The sequence below is a fragment of the Paraburkholderia azotifigens genome, from assembly GCF_007995085.1.
Taxonomy (GTDB): domain Bacteria; phylum Pseudomonadota; class Gammaproteobacteria; order Burkholderiales; family Burkholderiaceae; genus Paraburkholderia; species Paraburkholderia azotifigens.
This window is the reverse complement of sequence record NZ_VOQS01000003.1, coordinates 1,455,558-1,474,124: the sequence shown is the minus strand read 5'-3', so window position 1 is coordinate 1,474,124 and position 18,567 is coordinate 1,455,558. Positions and strand designations below refer to the sequence as shown.

Genomic DNA, 18,567 nt, shown 5'->3' with positions numbered 1-18,567 from the left:
GATTCGAAGCGAAGTGGTTAGGGTAAGGAGAGCGCGAAGCTATACGCGCGATACAGCGATTTGAACGCCGCGCAAAGCCGGCTGACGATCGACTGATCGCCGCTCGCGACCAGCGCCGACACGATCACAGCCGTCACGACGAGGTACTCGACGGCCGCCTGGCCGCGCTGTGCGCGGCCGCGCGAACGTCCTGTTTCAAGGGCCCGTCGTCGCATGGATCACGGCCTCCGTCTGTCCGTTGCGGTGGGAGAAAACAGCGTCGATGCGCTCACTGCCGCGCTGCATCGCGAGCACATGGCCTGTCGTGCGCTGCGACCCGTCGAGCCGCAGCGCAGGCATCTGCGCGACGACGCGCCAGCCTGCCTGCTGTAGTTGACGCGTGTAGTGCTGCGCGTTGTCCTTCGCTTCACCTGACATGTCGATCAACCACGTGCGCCCTGCTTGCCCTGGGTCGCGGCTTTCAATATCCGAAACCGTCCGCGCCCCTCGCGGCAGCGCAATACGCGAAGCCTCGACGCGATGCGTTGCACCTGCAGCATCGAGACGCATCACGCTCATCAGCCCTTTCACGGAACCGCTGTCTCCACGCGCCGGAACGACGAGCACGTAGTGACATGCGCCGTCGAGCGCTGCGAGCAGCAGCCCCGACGCATCGCGACGTTCCCGCGCGGGAACATGCGCGTGCGTCCAGAACGCATGGAATTCGTTCGACACATCAGCCGATGTTCCGCTGAACTCCATCCCGTAGACGGACGTCGGTACGCCCTCCACGAGCATGTCGCGGCCGATCACCTGCACATGCGCCGCGCGAACGGGTTGACGATCGCAAGCTGGACGGGCGGCCATTGCGTGCAGCGGCAGCATGACGGCACCAAGGAGAAGCCACATCGACGGGCCGCTCATCGTGCAAGCCGGTCAGCCGGCACGACGTCGGTGCGGATGCGGCCGACTTCGAGCGTATCGATTTCGGGCGCATACACACGCAAGCCCTGATACAGCGAAGGCGTGATCAACGCCGCATTGGCTGCGGGCACGGCCTGCGTGAACAACGCTTCGGCGCGCGGCGCGCCCTCGGGCAGCCATGTGTTCACGAGTAGCGCATTCGTGTCGTCGACGGCAAAGCCGTTGAAGCCCGTCCACAGACGCCGCAGCGCGTTGCTATGGAGGCCCGTTGCGATGCGCAAGGTGGCCGATTGCAGCGCACCCGACGGCAGATCCAGCGTCGAGGCAAACGGCGCGCTGCCTGTTGCCGTCGGCATCGAGCCAAAGCCATTCGACGTGTAGGCATCGAGCTGCGAAGGCAAGTCGGATTCGCGCGTGCTGACGGCGACGTCGCGTGCGTCGTCGAGAAGCGCTGCGCCGCTCGCGTCTTTCCACATCGCAGGCTGTGCGGGGCGCTCTCCGTTCGCGCCAGGGTTTGCGCCTGTCACGACGCGCGCCAGCAGTTCGCGCTGGATTTGCCGATCGCTTTTTTGCACCTGCAATGCGCCGTTGCCGTAGCGTGCATACCAGTCGCGCGTAATCGAGCCGTTCGCGTCTGCGTCGATCCACACGGTGCGTTCCCACGCCGCGTAGCGCGATCCCATCAGCGTGCGATTGCGAATGTCATTGAATTTGCCGAGCATCACGATGCCTAGCAACAGCACGCTCGTCGCAAGCATCGTGGCGACGAGAAACTCCACTAGCGCCTGGCCGGATTGCGTGCGGGCGCACCGTTTCATGTGCTTCTTCATGGCGTTGTCGCGCGAGCATCCGACGGAAACTGCGCGGCCTGCGCAGCGGCGCGCTCTTCTGCACTGACAGACGCAAGCGACGCCTGCCAATAAGGGCTGAACGTGCTCGGATATTCGGTCTTGCCGTCCTCGCGCAACCATGCACCCGCATCGTGCAATGCGCCTGCGAGCCCGTCGTCCAGTGCGCCCGCAGATGGCCGCACGAAATACGCATGCGCGCTCGCCAGCGTGCGCATCGCGCCGCTCGCGCTGCCGCCGTCGACGCGCATGCGGCCCGCGCCGCCCACTCCCGCCGACTTCACGAGGGTTCCAGCCATACGCTCCACTTCGATCGTGATGCGCGGCGCTTCGCTCGCGAGCGGCGCGTGCGCGATGTCCTGATACGGCAGCAGGCCGCCGTTTGCGGTATCGAGCGAAACGCCAGGACCTTGCGTGAACTGCTCGGCCATCGCGGCGGGCACGTTCATGCCCGGCTGCGTGCTGTCGGGGTCGCCGAAGTTCATATAGCCGCCATAGCCTTTCCAGTCGCTCCACGCGACGAACGGCGGATGCGTCATGAAGTTGCTCACGTCGCCGTTCGCGCTGCCGCCGTGGCCCGCAATGGCGGCGTCGACGGTATCGATGCAGGTGATCGTGATGTGCGCGGTGCTCGCGTCGATCGATTGCCAGCCCTTCTTGTCGCTGCGCAATTGCGTGCCGCCGACATGCGCGACGCGAATCGCAATGCGTCCGCCGCCCGGACAGCGCGCACTCGAATCGTCGAGCTGCTGGTAGTCGGGCGCGACGCTGCGCGACGACACGCGCGCTTTCACGAAGCGGTCGAGCGTCGTTGAATCGGTGACGACGTCGGCGAAATGATCGGCGTCGAGATTGCCCGCAGGCGTGACGACGCGCGTGTACGTCTGCCACGCAGCGAGTTGCACGGCATTGCGCGGACTCGTGAAATAGCCGGACGTCACATGCGTGTCGGGCTGATTGCGTTGCGCGACGTCGTTGGCGACCTCGGGCACCGCCGCGAATATCGCAGCGTGATAGTTCGTCTGCGCATCGCTGAGCGCGCGCGTGATACCGCCGATGCCCCGCGCGACGGCGGGCAGCAGCGCATCGAGCGTCGCGCGCACGGGCGCGATGTCGGCGTGCGCGCGTTGTTTCGGCGTGCGCCACAACGCCGGATGATCGGCGAAGGTCGTCACGAGCTGCTCGGTGTCGGGATTGCCCATATACGTGTTGTCGAGTTCGTCGATCCACGACTTCAACGCGACCACCTGTGCGGCGCTCACCTGGTTGGCGACCATCGCACGGTTCGTGTACGCGGAGAAGTTGTAGTCGCGTGCCTGCAGCACAGCCGCGCTGTATGCGGCGGCGTCGGCTGTGTTCTGCAGCTTGATCTTTGCGCTCGTCATCTGGAACGACCCGAAGGCGACATACAGACCGACACCGCCGATCAGCAGGAACAGCAGCGCGGGCACGAGTGCCTGGCCGCCATGGGTGTGCGATCGGCGATGGGACGTGCGTTTCATGATGACGAGCCGCACGCGGCGCTTACTTGTTGTTCGTCGACAGACTGCCGTCGCTGCCGTACGCGCCCATGCCCTTGTTCTTGTCGGCCTGGCTCTTGCCGTCCGTTGCGGCGGCGCGCGCGTCGTTGATATCGGACGTGCTGTCCGTGCCCGACATTTCGTGCGTGAGGCCGGCCGTCTGCTCGCGGATCGCCTTGCCGAACGACGCATATACGGCGATCGCTGAAACCGCGATCAGCGCCACGATGATGATGTATTCGGTCATGCCCTGACCGGCCTGTTTGCGAAGAGGACGCTTGAAAGAGATGTTCATGGGAATAAACCAGAATTGAGTGAACGAAATAGCCGATGCGACTTCCATTGATTGCCTGGCTATTCGAATTCGATTAACCAGACAGGCGGCCAGTATAAAAACGTCAAACTGAATCTGGACTGAGATATTTCCGCATCGCCGCGGCCCGTTTTCCCAATCAATTGCTGGATCTATCCGGCGTCTCGCCCTTACCACACCTCGCATGGCCAACCCGTTGGAAACATCCATTCGCGGAGATATATAAAGGCATTAAGCCTTTCCATTTCTCCTGCAAATACCGGGCAATTTCCTACACCAAACGCCTTCTCAACTGATATTTCGAAGCATCGCTCGCGAATAGATTTTCCCGGCGAATCGAAACCGGCAACGGCGGTTTAAAGCGGCTTTGCCGTTCGATTCGATTTCATTGTCCATTCAAGGGAATCGCGACGCATGAACAAAACTTACCAATCCGTGTGGAACGAAGCGGCGGGCACCTATGTCGCCGCAGCGGAAAACACGCGCGCGCACGGCAAGAAGTCGAGCCGCCGCGCGCTCAACATTGCATCGGCGGCACTGGCGTCGGCCGTGACGTTCGGCACCTATGGCGCGGCGTGGGCGGCCGATCCCGCACTGACGCCGAAGCCGACCTCGAGCGCCGCGAACCTCGCGACGCCCGCGCCGACCAGCGACTTCTTCTGTTTCCTCTTCTGGTGTGGAGGCGGCGGCAATACGACCAACATCACATACAACGGTGTCAACGCGCAGGATGCGTACGCGTACACCTACGACCGCAGCAACCTGAAGTACTTCCATGTCGATTCGACACTCGGCGATTCCTCGGCGAGCGGCGGCGGCGGCGATGCGATCGCTATCGGCGGCGCGGCGAAAGCAAACGGCGTCAGCAAGGACGGCTCGACCTATGGCGCGCCCGGCTCGACGTCGGGTAACGGACCGATCGCCATCGGCGGCGAGGCGCTGGCACGGGGCGCAGCCAACCTGGCCGTCGGCGTCGACGCAACGGCCGACGGCCTGTACCACGCCGTCGCATTGGGCGGCAACGCACAGGCCGCGGACATCTACACCGTCGCCGTCGGCGGACACGCGCTTGCGTCCGCGCAGAGTTCGACGGCGATAGGCGCGCATGCCGCCGCGCTCGCGGGCGGCTCGGTCGCGCTCGGCGAAAGCTCGGTCGCGACACGCAGCAATACGGTGTCGGTGGGACGGCAAGGCGCCGAGCGGCAGATCGTCAACGTCGCAGCGGGATCGGCGGGCACGGACGCAGTCAACGTGAACCAGCTGAACGCGGCCATTGCGGGCGGCAACGGCAACGGCAACGGAGGCGGAGGCGGAGGCGGCGGCAACGTCGTGCTGCCGACCGACCTGAAATATTTCCGCGCGACTTCCGTTCTCGCCGATGCCTCGGCAGCGGGCCAGGAAACGGTCGCGATCGGCGGTAATGCGACGGCGCTCGCCAGGGGTTCGGTCGCGCTCGGCTCCAATTCGATCGCCGACCGCGCGAACACGGTTTCCGTGGGCAACGATCTGACCAACCGCCAGATCACGCACCTCGCCGCGGGCACGACGGACAACGACGCCGTCAACGTCGCGCAGTTGAACAGCACCGTACAGAACGCGCTGACGGGCGGCGCGCTGCCCAACCTCGTCGTCTACGACTCGGCGTCTCACAGTGCGCTGACGCTCGGCGGCGTCGGCGCGCCGCATCCCGTGCAACTGATGAACGTCGCCGCTGGCGCGATCACGCAAAGCAGCACCGACGCGGTCAACGGCGCACAGATGTTCCAGCTGGCACAAGCGACGCAGCAGGGCCTCAGCGACATGGGCAGCGGCATGAGCACACTGGCGCAGAGCACGGCGGCGGCGCTCGGCGGCAATGCGAGCGCCAATACCGCCGACGGCTCGATCTCGTCGCCGAGCTACACGATCGGCGGCCAGACTTATCACAACGTCGGGCAGGCGCTGGACGCGCTTGCGGCGACCAGCGGCGGTAGCGGCGGCGGCTCCGCGAACAGCGTGAACTACGACACGGCCGCGCACAACAGCGTGACGCTCGGCGGCACGCTCACGCACGCACCCGTCGCGCTGACCAATGTCGCGAACGGCGCGATCAACGCGAATAGCGTCGACGCCGTCAACGGCAAGCAGATGTTCGCGACGGCCGGCAGCGTGGCGAGCGCGATCGGCGCGGGCGCGTCGGTGAAGCAGGATGGCACGCTTGCGGCGCCCTCGTACGTGATCTCCGGCGTCACCTACAACGACATGGGCAGCGCGATCAACGCGATCGGCGCAGTCGGCCAGGACGTGCAGGTCACGGCGAAGTACGTGAAGGTGTCGTCGACGGCTTCGCAGGCGCTGTCCAACGGCGTCGAGACGACGGCCATCGGCGGTGCGGCGTATGCGTCGGGCAATCGCGCGGTCGCGATCGGCACGGGCGCACGCGCGCAGTACGACGATTCGGTGGCGATCGGCTCGAATGCGCAGGTGTACGAATCCGGTACGGTTTCCGTGGGCCGCAAGGGCGGCGAGAAGCGCGTGACGAACGTCGCGGACGGCATCAATGCCACGGACGCCGCGACCATCGGCCAGCTGAGCGCGCTGCAGAAGTCGCTGTCGTCCCCGACGCAGCCGGTGTTGCGCTCGGCGTTGCTCACCGAAACCTCGGCGCTCGACTACATCAAGGTCAGTCCGAACGTGATGACAGGCGCGCCGACCCAGGTATCGAGCGATCTGAACGCGATGGCGATCGGACCTTCGGCGAATGCATCGGGTGCGAACGCCGTCGCCGTGGGCGCGGGCTCGGGCGCCGCGCGCGCCGGATCGACGGCCGTCGGCTCGCGCGCCGCCGCGCTCGCGCTCAACTCGACGGTGATCGGCCAGAGCGCGTCGACGGGTTTCAACGCGCAGAACGGCGTGTCGATCGGCTATATGGCGGACGCCGAAGGCGCCAACTCGATGGGCTTCGGCTCGTTCTCGATTGCGGGCGGCGCGGGGTCGGTGGCGCTCGGCTATAACGCGCTCGTGTACAACGCCGCCAGCAACGCAATGGCGTTCGGCACGGGCGCGACGGCGACGGCAGCGAACACGATCGCGCTGGGCAGCGGTTCGATTGCGGATCGCGCGAACTCGATCTCCGTCGGCAGTGCGGCCACGCAGCGCCAGATCATCAACGTCGCGGCGGGCGCGGCGAATACCGATGCCGTCAACGTGTCGCAGCTCAAGGGCGTGACGGCGGCGCTCGGCGGCGGCGCGAGCGTCGGTGCGGACGGCTCGCTGGCGAGTCCGTCGTACGTGCTCGGCGGAACCACGTATACCGACGTCGGCACCGCGCTCGCCGCGGCAGCGGGCGCAGGCTCGCCCGATGCCGTCAAGTACGACACGAGCGCGCACACCCGGGTGACGCTGGGCGGCACGGGCGCAACGTCGCCCGTGAAACTGACGAACGTCGCGGCAGGCAGCGCGAACGCCGATGCCGTCAACGTAAAGCAGCTGAAGGACCTCGGTGCTTCGTTCGATACGAGCGGCAACGTGACAAGCGCATTCGTCGCATATGACGATGCATCGAACGCGACGGTCTCGCTGAAGGGCACGGGCGGCACGAAGATCAGGAACGTCGCGGCGGGCAGCGTGAGCGCGTCAAGCCTCGAAGCCGTCAACGGCTCGCAGCTGTATCAGACGAACCAGAACGTCGCGAACGTGATCGCCGGTTTGAACAACGCGGGCAACACGCTCAACAACATGAACAACGGCGGCGGCCTGAAGTATTTCCACGCGAACTCGTCGCTCGACGACTCGCAGGCGGGCGCGGAATCGGTGGCGATCGGCGGCAATGCGCAGGCGACGGAGTCGAATGCCGTCGCACTCGGCAGCAATGCGCGCGTGACGGCGAACAATGCGGTAGCGCTCGGCAGCGGATCGGTAGCGGATCGCGTGAACAGCGTATCCGTAGGCGCGAACGGCGCCGAACGGCAGATCGTCAACGTCGCAGCCGGCACGCAGAACACGGATGCCGTGAACCTCAAGCAGCTGAAGGATCTCGGCGCAGCCGTCGACACGAACGGCAACGTGACGACCGGCTTCGTCGCTTACGACGATACGTCGAACACGAGCGTCTCGCTCAAGGGCGCAGGCGGCACGAAGATCCGGAACGTCGCGGCGGGTACGGCGAATAGCGACGCCGTGAATCTCAAGCAGCTGAAAGACCTCGGTGCGTCGTTCGACACGAACGGCAACGTGACAGGCGCATTCGTTGCGTACGACGATGCAGCGTCGAAGGCAACGGTGACGTTGAAAGGCGCGAGCGGCACGAAGATCGCCAATCTGACCGCGGGCGCGCTGAACGCAGCGAGCAAGGACGCCGTCAACGGCTCGCAGCTATATCAGACGAACCAGAATGTCGCCAACGTCGGCGCAAATGTCGTCAATGTGTCGAACACGGTCAACAACATCGTGCTCGGCGGCGGCATCAAGTATTTCCACACGAGTTCGTCGCTCGCCGATTCGCTCACAAGCGGCGAAGAGTCGATTGCCATCGGCGGCGCTGCGCAAGCATCGGATGCGAATGCAATCGCGCTCGGCGCGAACGCGCGCGCGAGTGCGGCGAACGCCATTGCGCTCGGCGCCGGATCGGTCGCGGACCGCGTGAATACCGTGTCCGTCGGCGCGAGCGGCGCGGAGCGTCAGATCGTCAACGTCGCGGCGGGCTCGGCGAATACGGACGCGGTCAACGTGTCGCAACTCAAGGACGTCACCAGCGCGCTCGGCGGCGGCGCGAGCGTAGGCAGCGACGGTGCCGTCGCGAAGCCGGCGTATGTGATCGGTGGAACGACGTACAACGACGTCGGCGCTGCCATCGACGCCGCTTCGCGCGCCGGCGGCAGTACGGCCGATGTCGTCAGATACGACTCCAGCGCACACAACAAGGTGACGCTGGGCGGCGTGGGTTCGGCTTCGTCGGTCAAGCTTTCGAACGTCGCCGCGGGCCAGAGCGACAACGACGCGGTGAACCTGAGGCAGCTGAAAGATCTTGGCGCAGCGTTCGATGCGAACGGCAACGCGACGGGCGCGTTCGTCGCCTATGACGACGCGCAGAAGCGCACGGTCACGCTCAAGGGCGCGGGCGGCACGAAGATCACGAATCTGCTGGCGGGTGCGCTGAATGCGAACAGCAGCGATGCCGTCAACGGTGCGCAGCTGTACCAGACCAATCAGAACGTCGCTGATCTCTCTGGCTCGCTCAACAACATGGGCGACACGCTCAACAACCTGAACGACGGCGGCGGTCTGAAGTACTTCCACGCGAATTCGACGCTGGCCGATTCGCAGGCGGGCGGAGCGAACACGGTGGCGATCGGCGGCAACGCGCAGGCGACGGTGGACAATGCAATTGCGATCGGCAGCAACGCGCGCTCGATGGCTTCGAACGCCGTGGCGCTCGGCACGGGTTCGCTGGCGGATCGTGCGAATACGGTTTCCGTCGGCGCGGGCGGCGCGGAGCGGCAGATCGTCAACGTCGCGGCCGGCACGCAGAATACGGATGCCGTGAACCTCAAGCAGCTCAAAGACCTCGGCGCTTCGTTCGACAACAACGGCAATGTGTCGGGCGCATTCGTCGCGTATGACAACGCGGCGAAGAACAAGGTCACGTTCGGCGGCGTCGGGGCGGCGACGCCCGTGAAGCTCTCGAACGTCGCGGCGGGCAGCGCGAACACCGATGCCGTGAATCTGAAGCAGCTCAAAGACCTTGGCGCTTCGTTCGATACCGGCGGCAATGTGACGGGCGCATTCGTCGCCTACGACGATGCTTCGAAGGGCACGGTCACATTGAAGGGCGCGAGCGGCACGAAGATCACCAATCTCGCGGCAGGCGCGTTGAACGCCAACAGCAGCGATGCCGTCAACGGCTCGCAGCTGTATCAGACGAACCAGAATGTGGCGAACGTCGCGGGCAATGTGACCAACCTCGCAGGCAACGTGAGCAACATGAGCGACGCGCTCAACAATCTCGCGGGCGGCAGCGGCCTGAAGTATTTCCACGCGAATTCGACGCTGGCCGATTCGCAGGCGGGCGGAGCGAACACGGTGGCGATCGGCGGCAACGCGCAGGCGACGGTGGACAATGCAATTGCGATCGGCAGCAACGCGCGTTCGACGGCTTCGAATGCCGTGGCGCTCGGCACGGGTTCGCTGGCGGATCGTGCGAATACGGTGTCCGTCGGCGCGGGCGGCGCGGAACGGCAGATCGTCAACGTCGCGGCCGGCACGCAGAATACGGATGCCGTGAACCTCAAGCAGCTCAAAGACCTCGGCGCTTCGTTCGACAATAGCGGCAATGTGTCGAGCGCGTTCGTCGCATACGACAGTTCGGCGAAGAACAGAGTGACATTCGGCGGCGTCGGCGCGGCGACGCCCGTGAAGCTCTCGAACGTCGCGGCGGGCAGCGCGAACACCGATGCCGTGAATCTGAAGCAGCTCAAAGACCTTGGCGCTTCGTTCGATACCAGCGGCAACGTGACGGGCGCATTCGTCGCGTATGACGATGCCGCGTCGAGGAGTTCGGTCACGCTGAAGGGCGCGAGCGGCACGAAGATCGCCAATCTCGCGGCTGGCTCGTTGAACGCCAACAGCAGCGATGCCGTCAACGGTTCGCAGCTGCATCAGACGAACCAGAATGTCGCAAACGTCGGTGCGAACGTCAGCAACGTGTCGAACACGATCAACAACGTCATGCTCGGCGGCGGCATCAAGTACTTCCACGCCAACTCCGCGCTCGACGATTCGCTCGCGAGCGGCGAGGACTCGATTGCCATCGGCGGCGAAGCGCAGGCGGGCAACACGGGTGCCGTATCGATCGGCGCGCATGCGCAGGCCGCGCAGGCCGGGTCGGTTGCGATCGGCAACAACGCGCAGGCGAGCGCGGCGAATTCGGTGGCGCTGGGCGCGAACGCGTCGACGAATGCCGTCCTGACGACGCCCGCGTATCAACCGGGCACGACGACGCTGGCAGGCACGGCGCCCATCGGCGAAGTGTCCGTCGGATCGGCGGGCAACGAGCGTCGCGTGACGAACGTCGCGGCGGGCGCGGCGGCCACCGATGCCGTCAACGTGAGCCAGCTGAAATCGGCCGTCGATGCGTCGTCGAGCGGCCTGCTCGCGGCTGCCGTGCTGTACGACGATGCGACGCGGCGCAATAGCGTGACGCTCGGCGGCACGACGGCCGCTTCGCCCGTCGCGCTGAAGAACGTCGCGGCAGGTTCGGTCAACGCGAACAGCCGCGACGCGGTGAACGGCTCGCAACTGTTCAACCTCGCGAGTTCGACGGCGGCGGCGCTGGGCGGCGGTGCGGCTCCCGGCAGCGATGGGAAGATCGGTGCGCCGACTTATGTGATCGGTGGAACGTCGTATGGCGATGTGGGGAATGCCATGGCGGCGATCGGAAGCACACTCACCGAGCTGGATTCGACGAACAAGTACTTCAAGGTACGGCCGCCTCCTGAAACCGACGACCCGGGGTTGCCCGTTGCAGCGGGAAAGGTTGCCATCGCACTCGGGGCGCTCGCAGCGAGCAACGGAGATTATGCGATGTCCATCGGGCCCGGCGCGCGTGCGCTGGGTGAAGGGGCCGTTGCTCTCGGTCCCGACGCGCGCGCACGATTCGCTCACTCGACAGCTATAGGCCAAGGCTCCTTGACCTACGAGGAAAATGTCATCTCGGTGGGCACGATAGAGGCCCAACGGCGCATCACGAACGTCGCCGACGGCGTGAGTTCGACCGATGCCGTCACGATGAACCAGTTGAACCAGTTGCAAGAGCAGATCGTCCACACGTCCAGCGGTGTTCGCTCGACCTTGCTCGGCGCGCCGAATCCGCTGGATTTCATCGCGGTCAGCGCGACGACCACGACGACCAACATGACGCAGACGTCGAACGACGTGAATGCGTTGGCTATCGGTCCGGGCGCAACTTCGACGTCGGCCAACACCACCAGCGTCGGCACGCTGGCGACGGCCGGCGGCGCGAAAGCCACAGCAGTCGGCGCGGGAGCGGGTGCCGTGCGCGAAGGCTCGACGGCAGTTGGCCAGGGTTCTGCCGCGCTGGCGCTCAACGCGACCGTGATCGGCACGGGCGCATCGACGGGCTTCAATGCGAACAACGGCGTCGCGCTTGGCTATATGGCGGCGGCCGAAGCGGACGGTTCGATGGGCTTCGGCACGAATGCCGACGCCAACGGCGTCGGCTCGATCGCCTTCGGCAGCGGTTCGATGACACTCACGACCGCCTCCAACGCCATCGCCCTCGGCGCCAACTCGATCGCCTCGCGCGCGAACACGATCTCCGTCGGCAGCGACACGCTGCAGCGGCAGATCGTCAACGTCGCGGCGGGCACATCGAATACCGATGCCGTCAACGTCTCGCAGCTCAAGGGCGTCGCGAATGCGCTCGGCGGCGGCGCGGATATCGCCGGCGACGGCTCGGTCAAGAAGCCTGTCTACACGATCGGCGGACAGACCTATAACGACGTCGGCAAGGCGCTCGCCGCTGCCGCTGCGTCGGGCGGCGGCGCTTCGCCCGATGCGGTCTCCTACGACACGTCCGCGCATGACCGGCTTACGTTGGGCGGTACGAGCGCAACCTCGCCAGTCAAACTGACGAACGTCGCGCAAGGCATGCTCACATCCGGCAGCACGGACGCGGTGAACGGCGCGCAGCTCTACAACACGGCCAGCTCGGTTGCGGGCGCGCTGGGCAACGGCGCGTCGGCCGGTGCGGACGGCAAGGTCAAGGCGCCCACCTACGCGATCGGCGGGTCAACCTACAACAGCGTCGGCGGCGCGCTCGCCGCCGTCGATTCCGCGCTCGCCCAGGGCGGCAATCCCAACGGACTCGTGTACGACTCGTCCGCGCGCAGCAAGGTCACGCTCGGCGGTGCGGGCGCGAGCACGCCCGTCACGCTGACGAACGTCGCCGACGCGAAAGTGGACAGCGACGCCGTCAACCTGAAGCAGCTGAAGGCAGCAGGCATTGCCGTCGATCCGTCGACAGGCCTCGTGACCAATGCCGTCGTCGCGTACGACGGCGCGTCGAAGTCGAGCGTCACGTTCAACGCGGGCGGCTCGCCGACGCAGCTGAAGAACGTCGCCGATGCCACCGATGCGCTCGATGCCGTGAACCTGCAGCAAATGCAGCACTACCTGTCGACGCAGATCACGAACGTCACGCCCGCCCTGTCGCCTGCGGCTGTCGTCAACGATCTGCCCGTGGGCACGGCGACGGGCGTGGACGCCATCGCGATCGGCAACGGCGCAAATGCATCGGGCAACGCGGCGATCGCAATCGGCGCGCGCACGTCGACGGCGGGCGATCAATCCGTCGCGCTCGGCGTGGGCGCATCGGCGCCGTCGTCGAACGCCGTTGCGCTCGGCGCGAACTCGGTGGCCGACCGCGACAACAGCGTGTCGGTGGGCGCGGCGGGAGCGGAGCGGCAGATCACCAACGTCGCGGCAGGCACGGCGGCGACGGATGCCGTCAATGTCGGCCAGATGAACAGCGCGATCGGCGGCGTCTACAAGAGCATGCACGACATGGACCACGATAACCGGCGCGGCATCGCGTCCGCGTCGGCGCTGAACATCGTCACGCCGTATCTGCCGGGACGCACGACGCTCAACGCGGGCGTGGCCGGCTATCGCGGCACGGCGGCGCTCGGCGTCGGCGTGTCGCGCTGGAACGAGAAGGGCACGGTGAACTACAACCTCGGCGTGTCGAGTGCGGGCGGCAACAGCACGATCGTCCGCGCGGGCGTCGGCATCGTGTTCGGCAACTGATCCGCTGACCTGACCGGGCTGCGCGGCTGCAAGGGCTGCGCAGCCCTTTCCTGATGGAATCACACATGAAGCATTCTTTGATGACGCGGACGTGCGTCGCGCTGTCGGCGCTCGTCGCCGGCTGCACGTCGACGGCCTCGCGCGACGCGCTGCAGGTGCAGAACCCGACCGTTCTGCAACGCGGTGTCGACGCGACGCAGGATAACGCGGCGGGCGCCGCGACGCCGGCATGGCTCGATCTGTATCGCACCGCCGACAACGCGCGTGCACCCGATTCGATCCAGTCGCGTCTGGACGCACTCGGTCCGCACAAGGACAACTATTTCGGCTTCAAGGCGCAATGCTGGCTCGACGCCGCGCGCGAAGAGCGCTCGCACTGGAATCACTGGGGATTCGTCGAAGAAGCGCTGCGCGAAGCGAGCCGTCTCGCGACGGCGCTGGAAACGGGCGGCGGCCTGTCCGCCGATAATCCCGACTTGCGCACGTCGGCTGTTGTGCGGCCGGATCTGTGGAAGCAGATTCTGGCGGCGAAGGCTGCGCCGGCGTTCGCATCGTGCTCGCACGCACAGCGCCTGACCGCGTGCGCCGAGGTCGAGGTGATTCGCGCGGGCCACGAAGCGTGGACGCGCGATTTCAGGGCGAGCGCGCAGCGCGTCGACGACGTGACGAAGCGCTTGCCGCAGATCGACGCGGCGCTCGCCGCGTGCACGCCGCCCGCCGTCGCGCAGACACGGGAGCCTGCGCCGAAGGTGACGCTGCAAGGCGACGCGACGTTTGCATTCGATCGCGGCGACGTCGCAGGAATATTGCCCGAAGGCAGAGCAAAGCTCGATCAGTTGATACGCGACATCAAGCAGGCGGGCGACGTGACGGCGATTCGCATCGAAGGCTACACGGACAGGCTGGGCAGCGGCGCGCACAACGCGCGGCTTTCCGCAATGCGCGCCGAGACTGTGAAGCGTTATCTCGTCGCGGGCGGCGTCGACGCGCCAATCACCGCGCGCGGAATGGGCGCCGCAAATCCGCTCGCGCAATGCGACGAGCGCAACCGGCAGCAATTGATCCGCTGTCTGGCGCCTGACCGGCGTGTCGAACTGGGTATCACGCGCGGCGCGTCCACTGCGGCGCCCATCCGATGAAGCACTGAGTTTTGCCGAGCCGTGCGGCGGCCTGTGTCATTGCAGGCCGCGCGCGCCGCATGCAGTGCCGCACGCCGCGCCGCACGCCGCGCCGCACGCCGCGCCGAACGCCGTGCCGCACGCCGCGCCGAATGCATGCCCGAGCGCCGTCAGCATCACGCGGGCGCGTTCGATGTCGCCCGTCTGCCCCGCCGCTTCCAGCGCGGCGCAGAACGCCGCCGCGACCTTGTCGCCATACAGCCGTGCGGAGCCCTTCAACCGATGCGCGATGTACGCGACATGCGCGGCGTCGCCTGCGGTGAGTGCATCGAGAGCGGCAACGAGATCGTCGCGTATGGCGTGCTTCAACATCGCCTGCAGATCGTCCGGCGCTTCGGCAAGCAGGTGAGTCCATCCATCCGTCATCGCGGCCGCTCCGTTTTCGGGCTAGTTCGTGAGCCCGTTGGTCTTTGCGTACTCGACGAGATCAACGACATTTTGCAGATCGAGCTTTTGCATCAGACGCATCTTGTATGTGCTGACGGTCTTCGGGCTCAGATTGAGCGACGTTGCAATATCGACGTTGCTCTGCCCGCTAATCAGCCGATGCAACACGGACGTTTCACGCCGCGACAGGGTGGTGCCAGACGGCTCGACGAGATCTGACGCAAAGCAGGTGTAGCCGATCATCACCAGCCTCAGGCTGGCGAGCAGTTCTTCCGGATCGCGCAGCTTGCTGACGAAGCCATGCGCGCCGACTTTGCGGACATGCACCGCGTTAAGCCGCTCGTCGACCGACGAAAAGACCACGATTCGCAAACCGGGTCGCGCATCGCGCAGCTGCGCGATCAGATCGAGTCCATCGCCATCGGGCAAGCGCAGATCGACGATTGCGAGGGCAGGCTCGCAACCCGTCGCCGCCTTCAACCCGCCGGCCACCGTCCCGGCCTCGGCGACCATGTCGAAGTCGGCGGATTCATCGAGCACATAGGACAGCGCGCGTCGCATGACCGGATGATCGTCGACGATCATCGTTCGAAAAGGTCTGGAATTGTGATGAGTGTGGATTGAATTCACTGTAAGAACGTAGGATCTTTCTCACTACATAAACTGAGCGGTCTCTACACTTAATCAGTAATCCGTAGTTCGCCGCTTTGCTAGAATCGTACCTGAATTTTCTCGCAGTGATCCCTCGAAAAACGGCATGTTTTCGGTTCACGATGATAAAGAACGGGCCAAAAATGAAAAGAATTGTCATCGTTGACGACCACCCGATGATACGCGGCGCAATCGCAAGCGTTCTTCGTTCAGATTCCGACCTGAAGATCGTAGGTGAATCTGGCGACGGCGAAGAAGGGTTGAGAATGGTCCTATCGCTGAATCCCGACCTCGTCGTGCTTGATCTTGATTTGCCCAGCCTCGATGGCTTATCGATGATTCGCCGCATTCGCGCACAAGACGATGCCATGCGCATCCTGGTGTTGTCCGCCAAGCCCGATCACGTGATGTCGCTCCACACGCAGCAGGCAGGCGCGAACGGTTATGTCAGCAAGGGGCGCGAACTGACCGAAATGCTCACGGCCGCGCGCACGGTGCTGCTGGGTTTCGACTGCTTTCCCGCGAACGCGCCGCACATGAACAAAGCGGGCGGTCTCGATGTGCTGTCGCCGCGCGAAATGGAAGTGCTGCAGTATCTGGCGCGCGGCGTGAGCAACAAGGAAATCGCGAGCCGGCTCTTTCTCAGCGACAAGACGGTCAGCACCTACAAGACGCGGCTGTGCGACAAACTGGGGCTGTCGTCGCTCGCCGCGCTGATCGAGTTTGCGACGCTGCACAAACTGATCGACTGACGCGGCGCCCGCATGAATCTGCGCCCGTCCGGCACTGCGTCGTTGATCGCTCGTACGTTCGGTCTGCGCGTGCCCATCGGCGCACTCGCGCTGTTCGGCTCGTTCGCGGCATGCGACGAGCCGCTCGCGGGCTCGACGGTGGCCGCGCTGCTTCTGCTGGGGCGCGGACTGCGCGCCGCCGCCCGTTCGCACGACGCACAGCGCGCGCTCGGATTCCAGATCGACCATCTCGACACCTTGCTGCGTGCCGCGCAGCACGACAACGCGACGCTCAAGGGCCGATTCGCGCAAGCGCAGCACGAGGCCGTGCAGAGCGCGCGCGCCGCAGCGCTCGACGACAATCTTCGCGTCCTGCAACGTGCGCAGCGCAAGATCGTGTCGTGCATACAGGCGCTGAGCAACGGGCTCGATCCCGAGACGGACCCGACCCGTCCTCTGCGCAGCGTGGCCGAAACATTCGCGCTGGTCGCACACGATGTGCTCGACAGCAGCGCACCTGCGGACCGCAATATTACGTTCGACGAAGATACCGTCGACCTGCGCGAACTGATCGACGGCGTCGCGCTGCTCGCGGCGCCCATCGCTGCGAGCAGGCAGGTGCGCCTGCAAGTGTGCATCGACCGTTCGGTTGCGGCGCGCATACTCGCCGATCGCGCACGGCTCGGGCAGGTCATATTCAACCTGCTCGCGTACGCCACGGAAGCGGCAAGCCACGGCATCGTCACGCTGTCCGCACGCGCGGAGTCGCTGAACGCGGGTGCGCAGCGCATCGTGATCGGCATCAATGGCGCGGCAGCAAGCGCAGCGAATGCGGAATCGCACGCGTCGCGTTCCAGCGCACATCCGGCAGTCGCGAAGTCGGCGGATACGCGAGAGCACCCCGACCTCGCGCTCGCTCGCGTGATCGCGCGGAAGATGAACGGCGACATCACGATCCTCGAAGGCAAGCGTGTCGGGGTGTGTATCGCGCTGCATGCGCCGTTCACGATCGAACGGCACGAGTGGCACGCGCACAGTCGCGAGCGCCGCTGGGCCTGCGTCGACCTCGACAGCTACGCGGACCGCCAGGCGATCTGCGAAGCGTTGAGAAAGCTCGGCGTTGCTACCTTGCCATCGGACGCGAGGCCGCCTGTGCGGATCGACTTCCGCTTTGTCGAAGCAGGTCTGGCGCCGTCTGCGCATGGCGAGCGGCACCTTATCGCCGTCACGCGCGACGCGTTGCCTGGCGGCATGCGGGAGCACAACGGAAACATCGAACTCTCGCTCAACCCGGTGTCGTGGACGGCTCTCAGGCGAATCTGCGATACATGCGGCGACGTGTCCGGCGCATCCTCAGAACGTGCCGTGCCGCTGCACCCACGGTTCCATCCCGTTTCGCGCCAACCCGTTGTACTCGTCGTCGACGACAACGATGTCAATCGCAAGGTGCTCGCGCGACAGCTCGATGTGCTCGGTTATCGCTGCGTCAGCACAAGCTCGGGCGAAGAAGCGCTTGGCGTGTTGGGCCGCGAACGCGTCGATCTCCTGATCACCGATCTTCAGATGCCCGGCATGAGCGGCGTCGAACTTGCGCGCCACGTGCACGCGTCGTCTGGTGTTTCCGGCCCGACGATGCCGATCGTTCTGCTGACGGCAAATCCCGATACCCAACTGAGCGCTCGCGATCGCGCATTGTTCGGCGCGATTCTCGTGAAGACTTTCGGCTTGAACGCGCTCGAAGCCGCGCTCGAGCGGCTGCATCTCGCCGCGCCTGCCACGGTGCCTCTGGAGAAATACGATTTCACCGCGCTCGATTCGCTCGCTGCGCAAGGCGTGGACATCGACGGCCTGTTACGTGACTGGCAACAGTCGATGAACGACGATCTCCTTCATCTCGATCGGCACCGCGCGTCGGGCGACAAGCAAGGCACACGGCGTGCATTGCACAAGCTCGCGGGCGCCGTGGGTATCGTCGGAAATCACGGCCTCATGAACGCATTGCAGCACGCAAGCGCCGCGCAGGAGCCCATCGACGACGCGTTGCTCGATGGACTCGTCGCGCGTATCAGGGCGCAGATGAACGACCTCGGCGGCCGTGGATCACGCCGGCAATCCGGTAAATGACGGGACAATGCGGACGATAAAAGGCCCGCAGAACGCGGGCCCAAACACCGCGAGACACGGTGGAGACGATCTGAGAACCGTGCGCGGTTTGCGCGGCTGGTCGATGCA

General features: G+C 65.5%; 11 protein-coding genes. 4 read left to right on the top strand and 7 right to left on the bottom strand.

Going from position 1 to position 18,567, the window contains the following annotated elements:
• Positions 1 to 17: 17 nt before the first annotated feature.
• From FRZ40_RS23840 to FRZ40_RS23820, 5 genes are read right to left on the bottom strand one after another with little or no spacing between them, the layout of a single operon-like run.
• The gene (locus FRZ40_RS23840) at positions 18 to 215 is read right to left on the bottom strand and encodes a hypothetical protein (RefSeq protein WP_028369821.1); all 198 of its coding nucleotides are present in this window, start codon (positions 213 to 215) and stop codon (positions 18 to 20) included.
• Positions 196 to 888 (bottom strand): hypothetical protein, encoded by a 693-nt coding sequence (locus FRZ40_RS23835; RefSeq protein WP_240057262.1) that lies wholly within the window; start codon positions 886 to 888, stop codon positions 196 to 198. Before FRZ40_RS23835 ends, FRZ40_RS23840 begins: the two co-directional genes overlap by 20 nt.
• Positions 889 to 899: 11 nt before the next feature.
• A complete protein-coding gene (locus FRZ40_RS23830) occupies positions 900 to 1,721 on the bottom strand; it encodes a hypothetical protein (RefSeq protein WP_240057261.1) in 822 nt (273 codons plus the stop codon).
• Between the two features lie 8 nt (positions 1,722 to 1,729).
• On the bottom strand, positions 1,730 to 3,253 hold the full coding sequence (locus FRZ40_RS23825; RefSeq protein ID WP_147235798.1) for a pilus assembly protein TadG-related protein: 1,524 nt from the start codon (positions 3,251 to 3,253) through the stop codon (positions 1,730 to 1,732).
• A 22-nt stretch (positions 3,254 to 3,275) separates the two neighbouring features.
• The gene (locus tag FRZ40_RS23820; protein WP_028369817.1) at positions 3,276 to 3,566 is read right to left on the bottom strand and encodes a Flp family type IVb pilin; all 291 of its coding nucleotides are present in this window, start codon (positions 3,564 to 3,566) and stop codon (positions 3,276 to 3,278) included.
• 432 nt (positions 3,567 to 3,998) lie between these two features.
• On the opposite strand from FRZ40_RS23820, the gene FRZ40_RS23815 reads away from it, so the two are divergent.
• Entirely contained in the window at positions 3,999 to 13,388 is a 9,390-nt protein-coding gene (locus FRZ40_RS23815) for an ESPR-type extended signal peptide-containing protein (RefSeq protein WP_147235797.1), read from the top strand.
• Positions 13,389 to 13,453: 65 nt separating this feature from the next.
• Positions 13,454 to 14,527, top strand: a complete 1,074-nt coding sequence (locus FRZ40_RS23810) for an OmpA family protein (protein WP_147235796.1) — start codon at positions 13,454 to 13,456, stop codon at positions 14,525 to 14,527.
• Positions 14,528 to 14,563: 36 nt separating this feature from the next.
• On the opposite strand, the gene FRZ40_RS23805 is transcribed toward FRZ40_RS23810, so the two are convergent.
• Together FRZ40_RS23805 and FRZ40_RS23800 are read right to left on the bottom strand one after the other, a co-directional pair.
• The gene (locus FRZ40_RS23805) at positions 14,564 to 14,932 is read right to left on the bottom strand and encodes an Hpt domain-containing protein (protein WP_147235795.1); all 369 of its coding nucleotides are present in this window, start codon (positions 14,930 to 14,932) and stop codon (positions 14,564 to 14,566) included.
• 21 nt (positions 14,933 to 14,953) lie between these two features.
• A complete protein-coding gene (locus FRZ40_RS23800; RefSeq protein WP_028369814.1) occupies positions 14,954 to 15,538 on the bottom strand; it encodes a response regulator transcription factor in 585 nt (194 codons plus the stop codon).
• Positions 15,539 to 15,726: 188 nt separating this feature from the next.
• On the opposite strand from FRZ40_RS23800, the gene FRZ40_RS23795 reads away from it, so the two are divergent.
• Both FRZ40_RS23795 and FRZ40_RS23790 read left to right on the top strand, forming a co-directional pair.
• Positions 15,727 to 16,356, top strand: coding sequence for a response regulator (locus FRZ40_RS23795; RefSeq protein WP_338048160.1), 630 nt, complete (start codon positions 15,727 to 15,729; stop codon positions 16,354 to 16,356).
• Positions 16,357 to 16,368: 12 nt separating this feature from the next.
• A complete protein-coding gene (locus tag FRZ40_RS23790) occupies positions 16,369 to 18,459 on the top strand; it encodes an ATP-binding response regulator (protein WP_147235794.1) in 2,091 nt (696 codons plus the stop codon).
• Positions 18,460 to 18,567: the final 108 nt, after the last annotated feature.